At 66.7% G+C, this 18,311-nt stretch carries 19 protein-coding genes and 1 pseudogene; 7 read left to right on the top strand and 13 right to left on the bottom strand.

The window, feature by feature from the left end; all coding sequences use genetic code 11:
- The first annotated feature begins 24 nt into the window (after positions 1 to 24).
- A complete protein-coding gene (locus QZ500_RS07355) occupies positions 25 to 777 on the top strand; it encodes an IclR family transcriptional regulator (RefSeq protein WP_295852999.1) in 753 nt (250 codons plus the stop codon).
- A 63-nt stretch (positions 778 to 840) separates the two neighbouring features.
- Here the strand turns inward: QZ500_RS07355 and QZ500_RS07350 are convergent, their stop codons facing one another.
- The 3 genes from QZ500_RS07350 to QZ500_RS07340 form a co-directional block, all read right to left on the bottom strand.
- A complete protein-coding gene (locus tag QZ500_RS07350) occupies positions 841 to 1,818 on the bottom strand; it encodes a tripartite tricarboxylate transporter substrate-binding protein (RefSeq protein WP_295852996.1) in 978 nt (325 codons plus the stop codon).
- A gap of 82 nt (positions 1,819 to 1,900) precedes the next feature.
- On the bottom strand, positions 1,901 to 2,872 hold the full coding sequence (locus tag QZ500_RS07345) for a tripartite tricarboxylate transporter substrate binding protein (protein ID WP_295852993.1): 972 nt from the start codon (positions 2,870 to 2,872) through the stop codon (positions 1,901 to 1,903).
- A gap of 241 nt (positions 2,873 to 3,113) precedes the next feature.
- Positions 3,114 to 3,350 (bottom strand): hypothetical protein, encoded by a 237-nt coding sequence (locus QZ500_RS07340; protein ID WP_295852990.1) that lies wholly within the window; start codon positions 3,348 to 3,350, stop codon positions 3,114 to 3,116.
- Between QZ500_RS07340 and QZ500_RS07335 the strand changes: the two genes are divergently transcribed.
- Positions 3,330 to 3,764: an SOS response-associated peptidase family protein gene (locus tag QZ500_RS07335; RefSeq protein ID WP_295852987.1), complete on the top strand. Its 435-nt coding sequence runs from the start codon at positions 3,330 to 3,332 to the stop codon at positions 3,762 to 3,764. The genes QZ500_RS07340 and QZ500_RS07335 overlap by 21 nt on opposite strands.
- Before the next feature lie 12 nt (positions 3,765 to 3,776).
- Here QZ500_RS07335 and QZ500_RS07330 read toward each other — a convergent pair whose 3' ends face one another.
- The 3 genes from QZ500_RS07330 to QZ500_RS07320 all read right to left on the bottom strand — a co-directional run bounded on the left by QZ500_RS07330 (position 3,777) and on the right by QZ500_RS07320 (position 5,586).
- The gene (locus tag QZ500_RS07330) at positions 3,777 to 4,385 is read right to left on the bottom strand and encodes a DNA/RNA non-specific endonuclease (protein WP_295852984.1); all 609 of its coding nucleotides are present in this window, start codon (positions 4,383 to 4,385) and stop codon (positions 3,777 to 3,779) included.
- A gap of 126 nt (positions 4,386 to 4,511) precedes the next feature.
- Positions 4,512 to 4,679, bottom strand: a complete 168-nt coding sequence (locus tag QZ500_RS07325) for a twin-arginine translocation signal domain-containing protein (protein WP_295852981.1) — start codon at positions 4,677 to 4,679, stop codon at positions 4,512 to 4,514.
- A 139-nt stretch (positions 4,680 to 4,818) separates the two neighbouring features.
- Positions 4,819 to 5,586: an IclR family transcriptional regulator C-terminal domain-containing protein gene (locus QZ500_RS07320; protein ID WP_295852978.1), complete on the bottom strand. Its 768-nt coding sequence runs from the start codon at positions 5,584 to 5,586 to the stop codon at positions 4,819 to 4,821.
- 126 nt (positions 5,587 to 5,712) lie between these two features.
- Here QZ500_RS07320 and QZ500_RS07315 point away from each other — a divergent pair, with 126 nt between their 5' ends.
- From QZ500_RS07315 to QZ500_RS07295, 5 genes are read left to right on the top strand one after another with little or no spacing between them, the layout of a single operon-like run.
- Positions 5,713 to 6,678: a tripartite tricarboxylate transporter substrate binding protein gene (locus tag QZ500_RS07315; RefSeq protein WP_295852976.1), complete on the top strand. Its 966-nt coding sequence runs from the start codon at positions 5,713 to 5,715 to the stop codon at positions 6,676 to 6,678.
- Between the two features lie 5 nt (positions 6,679 to 6,683).
- Positions 6,684 to 7,925 (top strand): aromatic ring-hydroxylating dioxygenase subunit alpha, encoded by a 1,242-nt coding sequence (locus tag QZ500_RS07310; RefSeq protein WP_295852974.1) that lies wholly within the window; start codon positions 6,684 to 6,686, stop codon positions 7,923 to 7,925.
- Complete coding sequence (locus QZ500_RS07305) at positions 7,922 to 8,386, top strand: nuclear transport factor 2 family protein (RefSeq protein WP_295852973.1); 465 nt, start codon at positions 7,922 to 7,924, stop codon at positions 8,384 to 8,386. Before QZ500_RS07310 ends, QZ500_RS07305 begins: the two co-directional genes overlap by 4 nt.
- The gene (locus tag QZ500_RS07300) at positions 8,383 to 9,342 is read left to right on the top strand and encodes a 4-hydroxythreonine-4-phosphate dehydrogenase PdxA (protein ID WP_295852971.1); all 960 of its coding nucleotides are present in this window, start codon (positions 8,383 to 8,385) and stop codon (positions 9,340 to 9,342) included. The genes QZ500_RS07305 and QZ500_RS07300 overlap by 4 nt, the downstream gene beginning before the upstream one ends.
- On the top strand, positions 9,339 to 10,355 hold the full coding sequence (locus QZ500_RS07295; protein WP_295852968.1) for an FAD-binding oxidoreductase: 1,017 nt from the start codon (positions 9,339 to 9,341) through the stop codon (positions 10,353 to 10,355). The genes QZ500_RS07300 and QZ500_RS07295 overlap by 4 nt, the downstream gene beginning before the upstream one ends.
- Positions 10,356 to 10,392: 37 nt before the next feature.
- On the opposite strand, the gene QZ500_RS07290 is transcribed toward QZ500_RS07295, so the two are convergent.
- The 7 genes and pseudogenes from QZ500_RS07290 to QZ500_RS07260 form a co-directional block, all read right to left on the bottom strand.
- Positions 10,393 to 11,325: an FAD-binding protein gene (locus QZ500_RS07290; RefSeq protein WP_295852965.1), complete on the bottom strand. Its 933-nt coding sequence runs from the start codon at positions 11,323 to 11,325 to the stop codon at positions 10,393 to 10,395.
- 2 nt (positions 11,326 to 11,327) lie between these two features.
- Positions 11,328 to 12,077 (bottom strand): electron transfer flavoprotein subunit beta/FixA family protein, encoded by a 750-nt coding sequence (locus tag QZ500_RS07285; RefSeq protein WP_295852962.1) that lies wholly within the window; start codon positions 12,075 to 12,077, stop codon positions 11,328 to 11,330.
- Between the two features lie 92 nt (positions 12,078 to 12,169).
- Positions 12,170 to 13,489 (bottom strand): annotated as a pseudogene (locus QZ500_RS07280) (glycerate kinase).
- A gap of 10 nt (positions 13,490 to 13,499) precedes the next feature.
- Positions 13,500 to 14,642, bottom strand: a complete 1,143-nt coding sequence (locus QZ500_RS07275) for a phosphoenolpyruvate carboxylase (RefSeq protein ID WP_295852959.1) — start codon at positions 14,640 to 14,642, stop codon at positions 13,500 to 13,502.
- A 42-nt stretch (positions 14,643 to 14,684) separates the two neighbouring features.
- Entirely contained in the window at positions 14,685 to 15,707 is a 1,023-nt protein-coding gene (locus tag QZ500_RS07270) for a D-glycerate dehydrogenase (RefSeq protein ID WP_295852957.1), read from the bottom strand.
- A gap of 9 nt (positions 15,708 to 15,716) precedes the next feature.
- Positions 15,717 to 16,628 (bottom strand): AEC family transporter, encoded by a 912-nt coding sequence (locus QZ500_RS07265; RefSeq protein WP_295852954.1) that lies wholly within the window; start codon positions 16,626 to 16,628, stop codon positions 15,717 to 15,719.
- Positions 16,625 to 18,310, bottom strand: coding sequence for a GMC family oxidoreductase N-terminal domain-containing protein (locus QZ500_RS07260; protein ID WP_295852951.1), 1,686 nt, complete (start codon positions 18,308 to 18,310; stop codon positions 16,625 to 16,627). The genes QZ500_RS07265 and QZ500_RS07260 overlap by 4 nt, the downstream gene beginning before the upstream one ends.
- Between the last annotated feature and the right edge of the window lies 1 nt (position 18,311).

Raw genomic sequence — 18,311 nt, 5'->3', positions numbered from 1 at the left:
GCAGTCCACTGAAAGCGCCATTCCATGTCCGAGATCGAAAAAATGGGAGACAGCGTTCGCGCCGTCGACCGTGCCCTGGAGATCCTTCTTGCGTTCACGGTCAACGACCAGCGCCTCACGGCCAGCGAATTGCTGAAGCGGGTCGATCTGAGCCGGCCCACGCTTTACCGTCTGCTCAAGGCGCTGGAGCACAACGGTTTCGTGGTGTCCTCTGGCGATCCGCAGCGCTTCGAGTTGGGCCCCTCGGTGGCCCACCTTGCGCACGTGTGGAGTTCCAGCCTCGATGTGGCGACGGTTGCACAACCGACCATGCGCAGGCTGTGGGACGAGACGGGAGAGACGGTGTCTTTGCTGGTGCACCAGGGGCCGAGCCGGATCTGCGTGGCGGAGTTGCCCAGCGCGCAGCCCCTGAGCTTCAAGCGCGGCGTGGGCTACCGCGAAGACGTCACCTTGGGCGCCAGCGGCCGGGTCATCCTGGCGCACGTGGCCAATCCCGAGACCTACCTGACCAAGGACAAGGTGAAGAAGGCGGATGTGCCGGCCTACCTGCAACGACTGGAGGAAATACGCACGGCCGGCTTCGCCGTGAGCAAGGATGAGCTCATCACTGGCGCGGTGGCCGTGGCCGTGCCTTACTTCGTAGGCGGCGGCAAGGTGATGGGCTCGCTGGCCGTGTTCGGGCCCAGCGTGCGCATGGACGACAAGCGCGTCGCACATGTCGCTGGCTTGCTCAAGCAGGAAGCCGAGAAGCTGTCGCAGGCGCTGGGGCAGCGCTGAGCCGCAGAGCCGCAAACACCGGGTCCGGGGCCGGGCAGGCGCCTGCCGCCATAGCCCAGGTGTTCAGTCGACGGTCGCGCCTGTCGACTTGATGACCGCCCCCCAGCGCGGGATCTCGGCCTTGATCCAGGCGGCGAACTGCTCCGGTGAGCCGGCGACCACCTCGAACTCCATCTTCTCGAGTTGGGCCTTGATCTCGGGCATCTGCAGGATCTTGACCATCTCCTTGTTGTAGCGGCGGATGATCTCGGGCGGCGTCTTGCCGGGCGCGAGAAAGCCGATCCAGGACGTGGCGATGAAGCCGGGGTAGCCCTGCTCGATCATGGTCGGTACCTGGGGCATCGACGGAAAGCGCTTGGCGCCGGTGGTGGCAATGACCTTGGCCTTGCCCTCCTGGACAAACTGCAGGATGTTGCCTGGCACCAGGAAGGCGGCATCCACGACTCCGCCGACCAGATCGACCACGGCCTGGGTCGCGCCTTTGTAGGGCACGTGGGTGATGTCAGCGCCAGAGGCGGTCTTCAGCATTTCCATCGTCAGGTGCGACGCGCTGCCGACGGACACCGACCCGTAGCTCAGGTGCTTCTTCTTCGACAGGGCGATCAGTTCCTTGACGTTGTTGGCCGGCACACTCGGGTGCACCACCAGGAACTGCGGCGAGGACACCGCCAGCGTGATCGGGGCCAAGTCCCGCTCGGGGTCGTAGGGCATCGACTTGAAGAGCGACTTGTTGATGGCGATGGGACCATTGAAGCCGGTCAGCAAGGTATGGCCATCCGGTGCGGCCTTGGCCACCTCGTTGGCGCCGATGTTGCCGCCGGCGCCCCCTTTGTTGTCCACGATGACCGGCTGGCCGAGGACATCCTGCAGCTTGGACGCCACCAGGCGTGCCAGCGTGTCATTGGTGCTGCCTACGATGGGAACGACGATGCGGACCACCTTGGTCGGTGCCCACTCGTCGGCAGCCCACGCAAAGGGGCTGGTGGCGGCCGCGGTCGCGCCGATCAGGGCCAATGCGGTGCGGCGTTGCATCTGTGTCATGTCTATCTCCTGTGGGGGCGGCCGGGCGCACGGGGCCACGGCCATTCATCGGGACCGCGTGGGAGGGCCTGAGGCGCTGGGTTCAATCCAGCGTCAGATTGATCTTCTTGACGGCCTTGCCGAGTTCATCGCCTTGCCGGTCGATCAGTGCGTTCATGGCCGCGACGGAGCTGCCCATGGACGTGTAGCCCACATCCTTCATGCGGCTTGCGATGGCATCGCTCTGCAGCACCTTGTTGATGTCGGCGTTCATGCGCGCGATGAGCGGTGCTGGCGTTCCGGCAGGCGCGAAAAGGCCTACCCAGGATGAGGCCTCGAAGCCGGCCGGGCCGCCGCTTTCCGCCACCGTCGGGACCTCAGGGTGTGCAATGTCTCGCTGGGGGCCGGCCACCGCGATGAAACGTAGCTTGCCGGCCTTCTGCAGGTTGCCTGCACTCGCTATCGACGCGAAGGCCCAGTCGATATCGCCACGCGCCAGACTGGTGTACAGCGCTGAGTTCTCTTTGTAGGGCACGTGCAGCATGGCCACGCCCGCACGGTCGGACAGCATCTCACCGCCCAGGTGCGCGATGCTGCCGATCTGCCATGAACCAAAGGACACCTTGTTGGGCGCCGCTTTCGCCGCAGAGATCAACTGGCCTGCGGTCTGGTACCGCGAATCAGCCGGCACGGCCACGTAGAAGTAGTTGCCGTGCAGCGATGTGATGGGCAAAAGGTCGCGCTTGGCCGAGTAGGGCAGCTTGGCATACATGTGCGGGACCGCTGTCACGTTCATGCCCTCGATGTGCAGCAAGGTCGCACCGTCGGGTGCCGACCGCTTGGCCTCGGTAATCGCGATGAAACCGCTCCCGCCCGGCTTGTTGTCCACGATGACCGGAGTCTTCCAGGCGGTGGACAGGTTGTCTGCGATGACGCGGAGCATGGCGTCCGGTCCCGAGCCGGCCGAGAACGCGGTGACGATGCGGATGCGGGAGGGAAATGCCTCCTGCGCGTAGGTGCTTAGGGAGGCCAACAGGCCGATGGCGGTCAGACCGGCCAGGGTGCGTCGCTTCATGTCTCTTGTCTCGCGGGGCGTGGAGAAGGGGCGCACCAAGCCTCGGAAGGCGGTGCACCAGTGCGTTGTGGTGAGTCCATTAATAGGACACGTGTATCATTGCACGGACAAAAGCGAGACAAGCTAGGGTTTTCCTTAGGCGTGCGCAACCCTGCCGCAGGCTGCGCAGCGGCATGGCTTCAGGCTGAGGAAAGGGTGTGGGCGTGAGGGCGCCGGCGCGTGCGTTCGCCCGCGCCGCGGCTTAGCTGAAAAGCTGTTTGAGGGTGGCGCGCAGCCATACCGAGCCGGCTTCCTTGTTGAAGCGGGCATGCCAGTATTGGCTGACGGCATAACTCGGCAAGCGCAACGGAGGCTGGTGCGTGCGGACGTTGAGCGTGCGTTCGAAGCTCAAGGCCAGGTTGCGGGGAATGGTGGCCAGGAAATCGGTCTCCGCCACGATGGGGCCGATCGACAGGAAGTGCCCGACCTTCATGGCCACGCGCGCATTCACCCGTGGCGCGCGCAGGAAGGCATCATTCCGGCGGTAGCGATCTACGAACCTGACTGGCGCTCGGGTCTGCATGTGCCGACGCGCATTCGTCGCACGGATGGCGAACTGCTGGGCATTGCCGGCTTGTGGGAAGAATGGACCGATAGGGCAGGCCAGATCGTGCGCAGCTACACCATGCTCACCATTAACGCCGATACGCACCCGATCTTCAAAGAGCTACACCGTCCAGACCCGAAGCGGCCGCCTGACATGCAGGACAAGCGGATGGTCGTGATCCTGCCGCGGGGTCTGTACGTGGACTGGCTGGATGCGCCGGCGGAGAAGACGATTGACTTCATGCGGCAGTTCCCAGCGGATCGGCTGGTGGCCGAGGCGCAGCCGCGAGAGCCGAGGGCAGGCTAGGCGCTACCGCAATCAGTGAATCGTTTGCGGCAGCACATCTGGGCCGCCACGCTTCAGGTAGTCGCTGTACTCGACCGGTTGAAGCGAGTGCGGGCCCGCATCATTGCGCATCCAATAGGCCCAACTGCGTCGCTCGGACGGAACGTAGACCACCTTCCAGGTGGCGGCCGGCACCCAGACCTTGCTCGGACCGATGGACGCCGGCGAACGACCGAACTGGGGACCGGTGAACACATACACGTCGGTGGCTGCGCGCATCGCGTACTTCCGCGTGGCCGCCTCGATCTGGTTCCAGGCCTTCTGATTGAGCTGCGGATGCTGCGGCACCATGTTGGCCAACGAGAAAGATTGGTCCTTGGCGGCCAAGGTCGGCATGTCGCCTGCAGGTGCCATGTGCCCGCGGTCGTAGCCCGAATCGCGGTAGTCCTCCAGCTGGGCACGGTCAGCGACTGGTAGGCGAGCCTCGGGATAGAACCGATCGCTGCGGGGGAGGCCGTTCGCAGCGATGAGGCTACTGCGGGTCAAGCGCTGCACCGCATACACGGGGGTCTTGCTATCGCCGCTGTAGAGTACGGCATAGCCGTCGAAGCAAAGCGCACGCTGTCTAGTCGGGGCGGCCACCGCCGGCGGTGCAGATGGAAAGTGCTGGAGGTATTTCTCGAAGCCTGCCTGTATCGATCCTGCTGTGCTGGACTGTGAAGGGGCGGACGCTGAAGGCGGTGAGCGGCTGCGCGACGATGCGCGCCACTACGTCCGCCACGGCTCCGGGGGAAAGCCACAGTAGAACCGGATGGGCTTGCTCGGATAGGCATCCGGCTGGGCGAAGGCGTGGGGTATCGGCAAGAAGGCAGCGGCCGCAGCGGCCGCAGCGGCCGCAGCGGCAGCTTGCCGGATCAGATGGCGTCTTGTGGTCACGTTGTCTCCAGGTCATAGACGGCCTGCAGCGGGCCGCATGCGTGCAAATGCTAGGGACCGGAACTGCGCGGCGGAAGCTTCAAATCCGGGAAATACCGTCCCGAACGCGGGATGGGGCGGCAAGGCCGCCATATGTCACCTACGGCGCGGCCGGGAACAGCCTTTTTTCCAGGGTGTCCCGCGCCCGCTTCAGTGCGGGAAGGAAGGCATCGCGGAACTCTTCCATGCCCATCCTCTCCGCGCGCACTGCGATACTGATCGCGGCATGAACCTGCCCGCCGCCGTCGCGCACCGGCACGGCCATCGAGCGCACGCCGCTTTCCAGTTCTTCGTCGTTGCCCGCGTCGCCCACGGCACGACAGCGGTCCAGCAGCGCCAGCACCTGCGCCGCGTCGACCACAGTGCGCGGCGTCAAGGCCGGGCGGGCCATGCCGTGCACCCGCCGCGCCGCTTCGGCCGGCGGCAACCCGGCCAGCAGCACCCGCCCCAGCGCTGAGCAGTAGGCCGGTAGGCGCGAGCCGATGCCCAGGCCGACGCTGAGGCTGCGCCGTGCGGTGGAGCGGCTGACGATGATCGCGTCGTCGTCGAGCAGCTGCCCGAGCGAGGCCGACTCCCGCGTGCGCTCGGACAGCGCGTCGAGCAGCGGCTGCGCCAGGGAGGGAGCCGGCCGCGACGCGAGAAACGCATGTGCGACCAGCAGCGCGCGCGGCTGCATCCAGAAATGCTTGCCGTCGCTCTCCAGATAGCCCAGGTCCCGCAGCGTTAGCAGCGAACGCCGCGCCGAGGCGGGCGACATTTCCGTGCGCCGCGCCACCTCCGACAGCGTCAGCCGGCCGTGCTGTCGGCCGAAGCAGGTGAGCACCGCCAGGCCCTTGTCTAGGGAGGCGACGAAATGGCGTTCGGGCATGGTGGGGTTGCGCAAGCAAGGACAAATCGAGAGAACACCATTCTTGCGCATAGCGCAAAACCGGCTTGATCCAGCGATATGTCGGAGGCCCAATACCTTCTCCCACGACGAATCGAAGAGACGACGATGATTCCTTCCGCACGGCGCAAGGCCGCCACGGTGCTGCTGACCCTGTTCGCGTTCGGATACGCGGGCGCGCAACAGCCCAAGCCCCTCAAACTGATCGTGCCTTTCTCGCCCGGCGGCACGGCCGACGTGCTGCCCCGTGTGCTGGCCGAGAAGATCCGCTCGGACTATCCGGCCGGCGTCTTCATAGAGAACCGCGTCGGCGCTGGCGGCAACATCGGCGCCGAGGCCGCGTTCCGTGCCGAACCCGACGGCTCGACCCTGCTGGCCTCGCCACCGGGGCCGATCGCGATCAACCAGCACCTCTACAAGAAGCTGGCATTCGACCCGGCGCGCTGGGTGCCGGTAACGGTGCTGGCCACCGTGCCCAACGTGCTCGCGGTCAGCACCCGCATGCCGGTGCAGAACCTGGCGGAATTCATCGCCTACGCCAAGGCGAACCCGGGCAAGGTGACGTATGCATCGCAGGGCAACGGCTCGACGTCGCACCTGACCGCGGCGATGTTCATGCAGCTGACCGGCACCGAAATGACGCATGTACCGTACAAGGGGACCGCACCCGCGCTCGTGGATCTGGTGGGCGGGCAGATCGACGCCTTTTTCGACAACCTGAGCTCTTCGGCGCCTTTTCACCAGTCGGGCAAGCTGCGCATTCTCGCGGTCGCGGACGAGCAGAGGTCCAGGGCGCTGCCGCAGGTGCCAACTTTCGCGGAATCCCGACTGCCGGCAATGAACGCGGTGACTTTCTTCAGCGTGGTGGCGCCGCCCGGCACGCCGGCGTCCGCAGTCGCCGCCGCCCACAGGTCCCTCGCCCGCGCGCTGGCGCTGCCCGACGTGCGAGCGCGTTTCGCCGAGCAGGGTGCGGAGCCCCGCGGCTGGTCGCCGGAGCAGACCGGCCGCTTCATCCAGGCCGAATCCGACCGCTGGGACAAGGTCATCAAAAGCGCCAACGTCACACTGGAGTGAAAAGCATGTCGATACTGGAACACACGATTCGATGGAAGGACCGGGACAACACCCGTATTCCTTACGCGCTGTATGTGGACCCGAAGACCCGTGACCGCGAGCAGGAGCGTATCTTCCGCGGCCCGGTCTGGAACTACCTGTGCCTGGAGGCCGAACTGCCCGAGGCCGGCAGCTACCGCACCACCTTCGCCGGCGAAACGCCGGTGGTGGTGGCGCGCGACGGCGACGGCGACATCTACGCCTTCGAGAATCGCTGCGCGCATCGCGGCGCGCTGATCGCCCTCGAGAAGTCCGGTAGGGCCGAGAACTTCCAGTGTGTCTATCACGCCTGGAGCTACAGCCTGCAGGGCGACCTGACCGGCGTGGCCTTCGAGAAGGGCGTGAAGGGCCAGGGCGGCATGCCCGAGACCTTCTGCAAGGAGGAGCACGGTCCGCGCAAGCTGCGCGTCGCGAATTACTGCGGCCTGGTGTTCGGCAGCTTCTCCGACGACGTGCCCGACATTGAGGACTATCTTGGGCCCGATATCTGCGAGCGCATCGAGCGGGTGCTTCACAAGCCGGTGGAGGTCATCGGCCGCTTCACCCAGGCGCTGCCCAACAACTGGAAGCTCTATGTCGAGAACGTCAAGGACAGCTACCACGCGAGCCTGCTGCACATGTTCTTCACCACATTCGAGCTCAACCGCCTTTCGCAGAAGGGCGGCGTAATCGTCGACGAAACGGGTGGCCATCACGTGAGCTATTCGATGATCGACAAGTCCGCCCGCGACAACACTTACAAGGATCAGGCGCTCCGCTCGGACAACGACCGCTACCGGCTGAAGGACCCGAGCGTACTGGAGGGCTTCGTCGAGTACGACGACGGCGTCACGCTGCAGATACTCTCAGTGTTCCCGGGCTTCGTGCTGCAGCAGATCCAGAACTGCTTGGCGGTGCGGCAAGTTCTACCCAAAGGCGTGGCACGCACCGAGCTGAACTGGACTTACCTGGGCTATACCGACGACACGCCCGCGCAGCGCACAGTGCGGCTGAAGCAGTCCAACCTAGTGGGGCCGGCGGGCTTCATCTCGATGGAAGACGGCGCCGTCGGCGGCTTCGTGCAGCGCGGGATCGCGGGCGCAGCCGACCTGGACGCTGTCGTCGAGATGGGTGGCGGCGACACCGGCTCGAGCGAGGGCCGGGCGACCGAGACGTCGGTGCGCGGCTTCTGGAAAGCCTACCGCGGCCACATGGGAGCGGAGGCATGATCAACCTGCTCGAGATCGCCGCCTTCAACGCGGCCTATGCCCAGACGATCGACAGCGACTCACTAGAGCAGTGGCCGGCGTTCTTCACCGCCCACTGTCACTACCGCATCACTCACGTAGAGAACGAGCGCGAGGGCCTGCCCGCCGGCGTGGTATGGGCCGATTCGCGCGACATGCTCGAAGACCGTATCGCCGCGCTGCGCGAAGCCAACATCTACGAGCGGCACCGCTACCGCCACCTGCTGGGCATACCGATGGTGCAGACCGCCGAAGCCGACAACGCCACCGCTAGTACGCCGTTCGTCGTCGCGCGGATCATGCACACAGGCGAGACCGCGGTCTTCGCCACCGGCGCATACCGCGACCGCTTCGTGCGGCAGGACGGCCGGCTGCTGCTGGCCGAGCGCGTCGCTGTCTGCGACAGCACCGTAACTGATACGCTGCTAGCGCTGCCGCTGTGAACGCAAAGTCCGTCCAGCTGGCGCTCGCCACCGGCGACCCCCATGGCATCGGTCCTGAGATCGCGCTCAAGGCCGTTTCCGCACTCGATGTGCAGGCGCGTTCGCGTATCGTGGTCTATGGCCCGGGGCGGGTGCTCGAGCAGGCTGCGGAGGCGTGCGGCCTCCGGGGCTTGCCAGCCGGGATGCGTCATGTCGAAGCCGGCACGCTCGACAGCGACGCCCGGTTCGGCGTCGTCGCCGCCGAAGCCGGCGCCTCGGCCGTGGCGGCGGCCTCGGCAGCGCTGGAAGCCTGCCGGCGCGGCGAGGCCGATGCGGTGATCGCCTGCCCGCACCACGAGACGTCGATTCACCGGGCGGGCATTGCGTTCAGCGGCTATCCGTCGCTGGTGGCGCAGGTCTGCGGCGTGCCCGAGGACGAAGTGTTTCTCATGCTGGTCGGCGCAGGGCTGCGGATCGTGCATGTCACGCTGCACGAAAGCGTGGCGACGGCGCTCGGCCGCCTGACGTCCGCGCTGGTACAGCGCGCCGCACTGGCGGGCGTGCGCGCCTGCGGCCTGCTGGGGCTGCCGCAGCCGTCCATCGCGCTGTTCGGCATCAACCCGCATGCATCCGAAGATGGCCTCTTCGGCGCGGAGGACGATGCCGTAACTCGGCCGGCGGTCGAGGCACTGTGCCGGCAGGGCATCGCTGCCGAAGGCCCTTTCGGCGCGGACATGGTGCTCGCCCAGCGCCGGCACCAGCTCTACGTCGCGATGCTGCACGACCAAGGGCATATCCCCATCAAGCTGCTCGCCCCGCATGCGGCCAGCGCATTGTCGATCGGCGCCGACGTACTGCTCTCGAGCGTCGGCCACGGCAGCGCGATGGACATCGCCGGGCGCGGCACGGCAGATCCGACCGCACTGCTGCGGACGATCGCCTTGCTTTCCGGCCACGACTCCTCTTCTTCGTCATGACCCACCGCATCTCCATCGCCGACACCGACGTTGCCTTCGACTGCGCACCCGGACAGACGGTGCTCGACGCCGCGCTGCACAACGGCATCGAACTGCCCTACTCTTGTCGCAAGGGGGTGTGCGGCAACTGTGCCGGCGCCATCGCGGCCGGCACCGTGGGCGGCGTCGCCGGCGCCGCGATCCGCAACGAGACCTGCCGGCCCGACCAAGTCCTCTACTGCGCCTGCGAGCCGGTCGGCGGCGACGTGGTACTGCGCCCCACGCAGTGGAAGCGCATCGATCCCTCGGCACGCAAGACGTTGACCGTCAAGGTCCACGGTAACGACCGGGCGGCGCCCGATGTGTCGGTGATCCGGCTGCGGCTGCCGGCCGGCCAGCGCGCCAAGTTCCAGGCCGGCCAGTACCTGCAGGTGCGGCTGGACGAGGGCGACGTACGTAGCTATTCGATGGCTAATCCGCCGCAGGAGAGCGACAGTGTGACCCTGCATGTACGGCATGTACCGGGCGGCCGCTTCACCGCAGTGGCGTCGGCCTTGAAGCCGGGCGACACGCTGCGCATCGAATTGCCCTTCGGCGGCGTAGCGCTGGATGCGGACGACCCCCGGCCGCTGGTGTGCGTCGCCGGCGGCACCGGATTCGCGCCGGTCAAATCGATCCTCGACGACATCGCCAGACGCAAGATCGTCCGCCCGATCGCGCTGGTGTGGGGTGCCCGCGATCCGTCCGGTCTGTATCTACCAGCGGCGGTGGAGAAGTGGCGCCGGCAGTGGCCGGACTTCGTCTATGTGCCCGCGCTCTCCGAAGCAGCCGCCGATGCGGTACCCGGCGCCTTCGCCGGCCGCGCGGACGATGCGCTGCGCGGCCGCTTCGATTCCCTGGCCGGCTGCGTGATGCATTGCTGCGGCTCCCCTGCAATGGTGGCGGCGGTGCGTGTTGCCGCGTTGGAGAAAGGTTTGAGCGTGGATGACTTCCACGCCGATGTGTTTGTGCCTAGTGCAGATCCGCTTCCCTGAAAACCAGCACATCACGGATGCTCGGAATGACGCTATTTCAGAGCGCGGCGATCAGTTCCGGCACGGCCCTGAACAGGTCCGCCTCGAGGCCGTAGTCGGCCACGCTGAAGATCGGTGCCTCGGGGTCCTTGTTGATCGCCACGATCACCTTGGAGTCCTTCATGCCTGCCAGATGCTGGATCGCACCCGAGATGCCGGCGGCGATGTACAGTTGCGGCGCAACGATCTTGCCGGTCTGGCCCACCTGCCAGTCGTTTGGGGCGTAGCCCGCATCGACCGCAGCACGGCTCGCGCCCAGCGCAGCGCCCAGCTTGTCGGCCAGCGGCGTCATCACCTCGTTGAACTTCTCCGAGCTGCCCAGCGCGCGACCACCCGACACGATGATCTTGGCGGCGGTGAGTTCGGGGCGGTCGCTCTTGGTGACTTCGCGGCCCACGAAGGCGGACTTGCCGCTGTCGGCCACGGCATCCACCGTCTCGACGGCGGCGCTGCCACCGGCGGCGGCTGCTGCGTCGAAGCCGGTCGTGCGCACGGTGATCACCTTGGTAGCGTCGCTGCTCTGCACGGTGGCGATGGCGTTGCCGGCGTAGATCGGGCGCTCGAAGGTGTCGGGGCTGTCGACCTTGGTGATGTCCGAGATCTGTCCCACGTCGAGCTTGGCGGCCACGCGCGGTGCCACGTTCTTGCCCGCGGCCGTGGCCGGGAACAGGATGTGGCTGTAGTTGGAGGCGATCGCCAGCACCTGGGCGGCGACGTTCTCGGCCAGGCCTTCGGTCAGGCTGGGGCCATCGGCCATGATGACTTTGGCAACGCCGGCGATCTGCGCGGCGGCCTTGCTGGCTTTGGCGGCGTTGGCGCCGGCCACCAGCACGTGCACGTCGCCACCGCAGGCGGCGGCGGCCGTGACGGTGTTCAGCGTGGCGGGCTTGACCGTGGCGTGGTCGTGTTCGGCAATGACAAGTGCGGTCATGTTCAGATCACCTTCGCTTCGTTCTTCAGTTTCTCGACCAAGGCGGCCACGTCGGCCACCTTCACGCCCGCACCGCGCTTGGGCGGCTCTGCGACCTTCAGGGTCTTCAGGCGCGGCTTGACGTCCACGCCGAGGTCCTCGGGCTTGACGTTGTCGAGCTGCTTCTTCTTGGCCTTTATGATGTTGGGCAGCGTGACGTAGCGCGGCTCGTTCAGGCGCAGGTCGGTCGTCACGACGGCCGGCAGGCACAGCGAGATGGTCTCCAGGCCGCCGTCGACCTCACGCGTGACGCTGACCTTGTCGCCGACGACTTCGACCTTGGAGGCGAAGGTGGCCTGCGGCAGGTCGGCCAGCGCGGCGAGCATCTGGCCGGTCTGGTTGGCGTCGTCGTCGATGGCCTGCTTGCCCAGGATGACGAGGCCGGGCTGTTCCTTGTCGACCAGCGCCTTGAGCAGCTTGGCCACGGCGAGGGGCTGCAGTTCTTCGGTGGTCTCGACCAGGATGCCGCGGTCGGCGCCGATAGCCATCGCCGTGCGCAGGGTTTCCTGGCATTGCGCGACTCCGCAGGACACGGCGATCACTTCGGTGATCACGCCCTTTTCCTTCAGCCGCACGGCCTCTTCTACGGCGATCTCGTCGAACGGGTTCATGCTCATCTTCACGTTGCTGATGTCTACGCCCGTTTGATCGGACTTGACGCGAACCTTGACGTTGTAGTCGACGACCCGTTTGACGGGGACCAGAATCTTCATTCGCTTTGTCCTCAAATAGATGCGCCTGTCGGCGCGATTGCAAATCTCAGTTTTCAAGCTCCGGCGACCGCGACAGGGCTGTCGGAGGAGGCTTAGAGCACCAGCACAGCCCGGAAGTCGTTGACGTTGGTGTGCGTCGGCCCCGTAACCAGCAGGTCGCCCAGCGCCTCGAAGTAGCCGTAGGCGTCGTTGCGGTCGAGGAAGTCGGTGAGCTTGCGGCCTTGCGCCTGCGCCCGCGCCAGGGTGTCGGGCGTGACGAAGGCGCCGGCGTTGTCTTCCACGCCGTCGATGCCGTCGGTGTCGGCCGCCAGGGCCCACACCCTGGGCCGGCCCATCAGCGCGCCGGCCAGGCCCATGCAGAACTCGCCGGCCCGCCCGCCGCGGCCCTTGGGCGTGCCGGGCGGGCGCTGGCGCACGGTCACCGTCGTCTCGCCGCCCGAGAGGATGACGCAGGGCCGTGCGAAAGGCTAGCCGCGCAGGGCCACGGCTCGCGCCAGCGCGCCATGCACCTTGCCTACCTCGCGCGACTCGCCTTCCATCTCGTCGGAGAGGATATGCGCCTCAATGCCGGCGGCGCGCGCCGCCTTGGCCGCCGCCTCCAGCGACTGCTGCGGCGTGGAGATCAGGTGCGTAATGTGGCCAGCGAAGGCGGCGTCGCCCGGTTTGGGCGTTTCCAGCGCGCCGCTCTTGAGCCGCGCGCGCACGGCGGCGGGCACCTTGATGCCGTAGCGGTCGAGCACGATCAATGCGTCGGCGCAGGTGGTGACGTCGGGCACCGTCGGGCCGCTGGCGATGACGGCCGGGTCGTCGCCCGGCACGTCGCTGATGGTGAGCGTGACCACCTGCGCCGGCGCGCAGGCCGCCGCCAGCCGGCCGCCCTTGATGCGCGAGAGGTGCTTGCGCACGCAGTTAATCTCGCCGATGGGGGCTCCGGATTCGATCAGTTGCCGGTTGATGCGCTGCTTCTCGGCCAGCGTGAGGCCCTCGGCCGGTAGCGTGAGCAGCGAGGAACCGCCGCCCGAGATCAGGCACAGCACCAGGTCGTCGGCCGTCAGGCCCTCGGTCAGCGCCAGCATGCGCTCGGCTGCCTTCAGGCCGGCTTCGTCGGGCACGGGGTGGGCCGCTTCCACGATCTCGATGCGCTGCGCCAGGCCCTCGGGGCGCGGCGGGATGTGGTGGTAGCGGGCGACGACCAGGCCGTCGAGCGGCGCGTCCTTCGGCCACAGCGCCTCCAGCGCATGGGCCATCGAGCCGGCCGCCTTGCCGGCGCCGAGCACCAGCGTGCGGCCCTTGGGCGGCGCGGGCAGGAAGGTCTCCATGTTCTCCAGCGGCAGAGCACGGCGCACGGCCGTGCGGTAGAGGTGTTTGAGGAAGGCGCGCGGCTTGAGATCAGAGGAAGGTCGACTGTCCATGATGGCCACATCACCCGGTATTGCGCAGGCCGGCCGCTACGCCGTTGATGGAGATGTGAATCCCGCGCTGCACATGATCCCCATGATCGCTGTTCCTGAAACGCCTGAGCAGCTCCACTTGGAGCAAGTTCAACGGGTCGATATAGGGGAAGCGGTACTGCATGGACAACTGGAGCTCCTGGTTGTCTTGGATCCTCCGATGGGCGCCCGTGATCAGCGTAAGGGTGTCGGAGGTCCGGTGCCACTCCGCTTCGATCATCGAGAACACTGTTTCCCGCAGGGCGGGTTCGCCAACCAATCCGGCATAGCGTCGCGCCAACTGCAAGTCGCTCTTGGCCAGCACCATGTCCATGTTCGACAGCAGCGTGCGGAAGAAGGGCCACTGCGCGTACATGCGCTGCAGCAGCGCTTCGCGCTCCTTGCGGCCCTTGGCGTCGGGCGCGCCCTCGACGAAGCCCATGACGGCGCTGCCGAAGCCGTACCAGCCGTTGATGGCCAGCCGGCACTGGCCCCCAACTGAAGCTCTAGGGCACAGCACGCAGGTCCTCGATGTTGTGAATGGGTTGTGCGAGGCCGGGCGCGAGCCGATGTTGAGCTCGGCGATCTCGCGGATCGGCGTGGCGCCGAAGAAGTAGTCGACGAAGCCTGGGGTCTCGTACACCAGCGCGCGGTAGGCGGCCATGCTGGCGCGCGAGAGCGCCTCCGCCGCGTTGAGGAAGGCGGTGGGCGCGGCCTTGTTTGGCGTGAGGAAGGTGGCCTCCAGCGTGGCGGCCACCAGCGTCTCGAGGTTGCGCCGGCCGATCTCGCGGTTGGCGTACTTGGAGCCGATCACTTCGCCCTGTTCCGTCAGGCGCAGCTGCGCGCGCACCGTGCCCGGCGGCTGCGCCAGGATGGCCTGGTAGCTCGGGCCGCCGCCGCGCCCAACCGTGCCGCCGCGCCCGTGGAACATGCGAAGCCGGATCGGCAGGCCCTGGCTCTCGTTCAGCTCGTCGAACAGCTTCACCAGCGCGCGGCCGGCGCGGTACAGCTCCCGATTGCTGGTGAAGATGCCGCCGTCCTTGTTGATGTCGCTGTAGCCCAGCATCACGTCCTGCTCGGCGCCCGAGCGCTGCAGCATCGCGTGCACGCCCGGCAGGCCGTAGAAGGCGCGCACGATGTCCTCGATCAGTGGCTGGTAGTGGCTGGTGGTTGTGGCTCAATCCCAGCTCCTGTGCGTCGCCGCATAGGCCTGCGGATTGAGGAGATTGGCGGCAGGCGCACCGCTGAAATGCGAATGGATGCCGTCGAGCGCCAGCATGCCCATTGCGGTGCGAACCTCGTGCGTTGCGCTGCCGATGTGCGGCAGCAATGTTGCATTGCTGAGCTTCAGCCATCGTGCATCGATGTTCGGTTCCCCGCGATACACATCCGTGCCGATGGCTCCCAAGCACCCTTCTTGAACCGCTGCAAACAACGCAGCCTCGTCCACCAGATCTCCCCGCGCGACATTCACGACGATCGCCCCGCGAGGCAGCAGTGCCAGACGCTGGGAATCGATGCTGCCCCTGAGCTGCGGGGTTGAGGGAGCGCAGATGCAGAACACGTCACTCGTGCTCAACAGGCTCTCCAGGCTCTCATGGAACTGAGCGCCTCGCTCCTTGTCTTCCGCCAGCCGCGTGCGATTGTGGTAGTGCAGACGCAAGCCAAATGCAGCTGCGCGCAGCGCGATCGCCTGCCCGATGCGTCCCATCCCGAAAATGCCCAGGCGAAGTCCGCTCAGAGAGCGGCCCAGAAACAGCGTCGGCGCCCATCGTCCCCACTCGCCGCGTCGCAGCGCGGCTTCCGCCGATGTCGTCCCACGGGCCGCAGCGAGGACGAGGAACAGTGCAAGATCTGCGACGGCATCCGTGAGGACATCCGGCGTGTTGAACACAGGCAGCCGCCGTGCCGTCGCTGCGTCCAGATCGATGTGATCGTATCCCACGGAGTGGGTTCCAAGGACCTCGACGCTGGCAGGCAAGCGGCCGATGCGTTCTGCATTGAGCTTATCGTCGGGCATGATCAGAACTGCCTCGAAGCCGCTGGCCACGTCCAGCAGTCGGTCTCCGATGGGATCGGCTTCACGCCAGAACTGCACGTCGAACTCCGCACTCGCACGCTCGACGACCGCGTCGGTCGGAAGGCCCGTCACCAGCAACCTGCGGCGCCGATTCGCGCCGTCTTCCGTTTTCGAAGTCATTTATGGTCCTCATAGGTTTCGACTGCCCACCAAGGCAATCCAAAGGGGGCACAGCGCAAGAAACACCACGGTCGACACGAGCACGGCTCCGGCCGCCACGTTCCCCTCGGAGCTGAACCGCTGCACGTAGATAGCGCTCACCACAGCCACTGGCATGACCAGTTGCAATGCGACCACGGCCGCCGTCAACGGCGGCAGTCCGAGCAGATAGACAACCGCCGCGCCGCCGAGCAGGCCTGCCAGCAGGCGTGTCGCGCCGAGCACCGCCCCACGGCCCAGGCCGCTGCGAGATACCGTCGCCAGCGCATAGCCGAGACTGAGCAGCATTAGTGGCACGGCGAGTGAACCGATCAGGCGGGCGGATTCCAGCACCGGGGTCGGCACGGGCATCGCACTGGCGCGCGCAGCCAGGGCGAGTACGCAGGCGATCGCGACGCCCTTGGGCCAACGCTGCCCGTGGGCTCCGCCTCGGCTGGTGAACCAGACTCCCAACGTGTGTTGAACGACCGAGTTGACGGCGAAGAACGTGATCGCTACGGCCATGCCGACCTCGCCAAACACCAGATAAGCCACGGGCAGGCCGAGGTTGCCGGCATTCGGAAAGGTCGCCGCCGCCGTCAACGCGCGAACCGGCAGCTTAAACACCGCGAGGGCACAGCTGCTGGCTGCAGCGGCCACCGACAGACCGACCAGGGCAGCGACTCCCACCTCCAGCAGACGCGCATCGTCGAGCTTCGTGGTCACCAGGGTGTGGAACACCAACGCCGGCGTGCTGACCACCGTGGCCAAGTGTGCTACGAACTCCCCGGGGTAGGACTTTCCGGAACGTGCCCAGAACGCCCCGACGCTGGCGCAGCAGGCGACGGGCAGCAGCAGCGAAGCGATGTGGGCATAGGCCGCCAGCCAGCCCTGCCCCGTCATACCGCGTATGGCGACAGCAACGCGCCCAGGCCAGGCGTCCCCGCCCCTGGATAATCAGCCAGGAGCATGTCGGCCGCCCGCTCGGCGATCATCAAGACCGTCGCATTGGTGTTGGTGGAGGTCACCGCGGGCATGACCGAACCGTCGATGATGCGCAAGCCTGCAACGCCGTGAACACGCAGCCGCTCGTCGACCACGCAACCGGCTGCTGCATCCGGGCCCATGCGGCAGGTGCCGACACCGTGGTACACCGTGGAACCGTTGACCCTCGCATACTGCAGCAAGGCCTCGTCGTCCCCAGCCCGTCCGCCAGGCAGGGTTTCTTCCACCACATATCGCGCCAGAGCGGGTTGCTGCGCCAGGGCGCGTCCGATACGCAGGCCAGCCACCACCGTCTCGCGGTCCAGTGGGTGGCTGAGGTACTTGGGGTCGATCAGCGGTGGTTCGTCATTACTCGCGGATCCGATGTGCACGCTGCCCCGGCTCTCCGGCCGCATCTGCCACACGCCGAGCGAAAGACCAGGCAGATCCTCGAGTTCCCCGATCCGCCCCTCCTTGAAGCTGCCTGGCGCGATCACGAACTGGACGTCGGGTCGCTCCACCAGGCCCGTGGAGGCAAAAGCGCCCACAACCGCTGCGCTGTAGGTCAGGATGCCACTGCCGGACACGACGTATTTGGCGACCTCGCTCGCCAAAGCCGTTCCGTGCGCACGCTCGTTCGCGGTCGCGATGCCCTGGATACGAAAGCACAGGCGCGTGACGTAGTGGTCCTGGAAATTGGCTCCGACTCCGCGCAACTCAACCTGGGTCGGCACGCCTGCGTTGTCGAGGACGTCGGGATCGCCGATGCCGCTCATCTCCAGCAACCTCGGCGTGCCGATCACGCCCGCGCTCAGGATGAGCTCCTTGCGCGCCTTCAGTACCACGATGGCTCCGTCAGCGCGTATGCACTGCAGCCCGACCGCGCGACGTTGAGGACCTTCACCCTCCATGAGAACCCGAAGGGCCCGCAGTTCGGTGTGAATCGTCAAATTCCTTCTGGACGCGACCGGCCAAAGATAGCCTCGTGCGGCACTCGACCTCACACGGCCATGGCGGGTCTGCTGGTAGTACCAGATCGACGGGCCGCGCGGGTCCGCGTTGGGATCATCGAGGAACTCAAAGCCCAGCTCGCGGCCAGCCTCGACGACAGGCGCGCAGACGGCAGGCGGCGCCAGCACTCGCGTGACCATGATCGGACCGTCGGCGCCTCGGCGGGGGTCGGTTCCGTCCTGCCAGGTCTCACAGCGCTTGTAGTAGGGCAGGCAGTTCAGGTAGTTCCACCCTGCCGCACCCATCGACTCCCAGGTGTCGATGTCCGCCGCGAACGGCCGGACATAGAGCAGGCCGTTGATCGAACTCGAGCCGCCCAGCCCCTTGCCGCGCGGAAAAAGGATGGGCCGGTCAGCCGTATCCGGATGCGGTGCGGTCCGGTAGCTCCAGGTCACGCCAGGATGATCGAGCAGCCGCATGAAGCCGGCCGGGATGTGGATCATCGGATGCCGGTCCCGGCCGCCCGCTTCCACCAAGGCCACCTGTTGCGAGCCATCGGCCGACAGGCGATTGGCCAGCACGCAGCCTGCCGTGCCCGCGCCGACGATCACGTAGTCGGCCGTCACTTCCTCATGGTGGCGGTTCACCATC

The organism is uncultured Xylophilus sp., from assembly GCA_913776965.1.
Lineage (GTDB): Bacteria > Pseudomonadota > Gammaproteobacteria > Burkholderiales > Burkholderiaceae_C > Xylophilus.
Note: the sequence above shows the minus strand (reverse complement) of the source record. Positions and strands in the feature narration are given on the sequence as shown.

Excerpts from the sequence above, each read along its gene's own strand:
- QZ500_RS07355 (WP_295852999.1), top strand. The coding sequence starts at position 25 with ATGTCCGAGATCGAAAAAATGGGAGACAGCGTTCGCGCCGTCGACCGT.
- QZ500_RS07350 (WP_295852996.1), bottom strand. The coding sequence starts at position 1,818 with ATGACACAGATGCAACGCCGCACCGCATTGGCCCTGATCGGCGCGACC.
- QZ500_RS07345 (WP_295852993.1), bottom strand. The coding sequence starts at position 2,872 with ATGAAGCGACGCACCCTGGCCGGTCTGACCGCCATCGGCCTGTTGGCC.
- QZ500_RS07320 (WP_295852978.1), bottom strand. The coding sequence starts at position 5,586 with ATGCCCGAACGCCATTTCGTCGCCTCCCTAGACAAGGGCCTGGCGGTG.
- QZ500_RS07315 (WP_295852976.1), top strand. The coding sequence starts at position 5,713 with ATGATTCCTTCCGCACGGCGCAAGGCCGCCACGGTGCTGCTGACCCTG.
- QZ500_RS07310 (WP_295852974.1), top strand. The coding sequence starts at position 6,684 with ATGTCGATACTGGAACACACGATTCGATGGAAGGACCGGGACAACACC.
- QZ500_RS07305 (WP_295852973.1), top strand. The coding sequence starts at position 7,922 with ATGATCAACCTGCTCGAGATCGCCGCCTTCAACGCGGCCTATGCCCAG.
- QZ500_RS07295 (WP_295852968.1), top strand. The coding sequence starts at position 9,339 with ATGACCCACCGCATCTCCATCGCCGACACCGACGTTGCCTTCGACTGC.
- QZ500_RS07290 (WP_295852965.1), bottom strand. The coding sequence starts at position 11,325 with ATGACCGCACTTGTCATTGCCGAACACGACCACGCCACGGTCAAGCCC.
- QZ500_RS07285 (WP_295852962.1), bottom strand. The coding sequence starts at position 12,077 with ATGAAGATTCTGGTCCCCGTCAAACGGGTCGTCGACTACAACGTCAAG.
- QZ500_RS07270 (WP_295852957.1), bottom strand. The coding sequence starts at position 15,707 with ATGACTTCGAAAACGGAAGACGGCGCGAATCGGCGCCGCAGGTTGCTG.
- QZ500_RS07265 (WP_295852954.1), bottom strand. The coding sequence starts at position 16,628 with ATGACGGGGCAGGGCTGGCTGGCGGCCTATGCCCACATCGCTTCGCTG.
- QZ500_RS07260 (WP_295852951.1), bottom strand. The coding sequence starts at position 18,310 with ATGGTGAACCGCCACCATGAGGAAGTGACGGCCGACTACGTGATCGTC.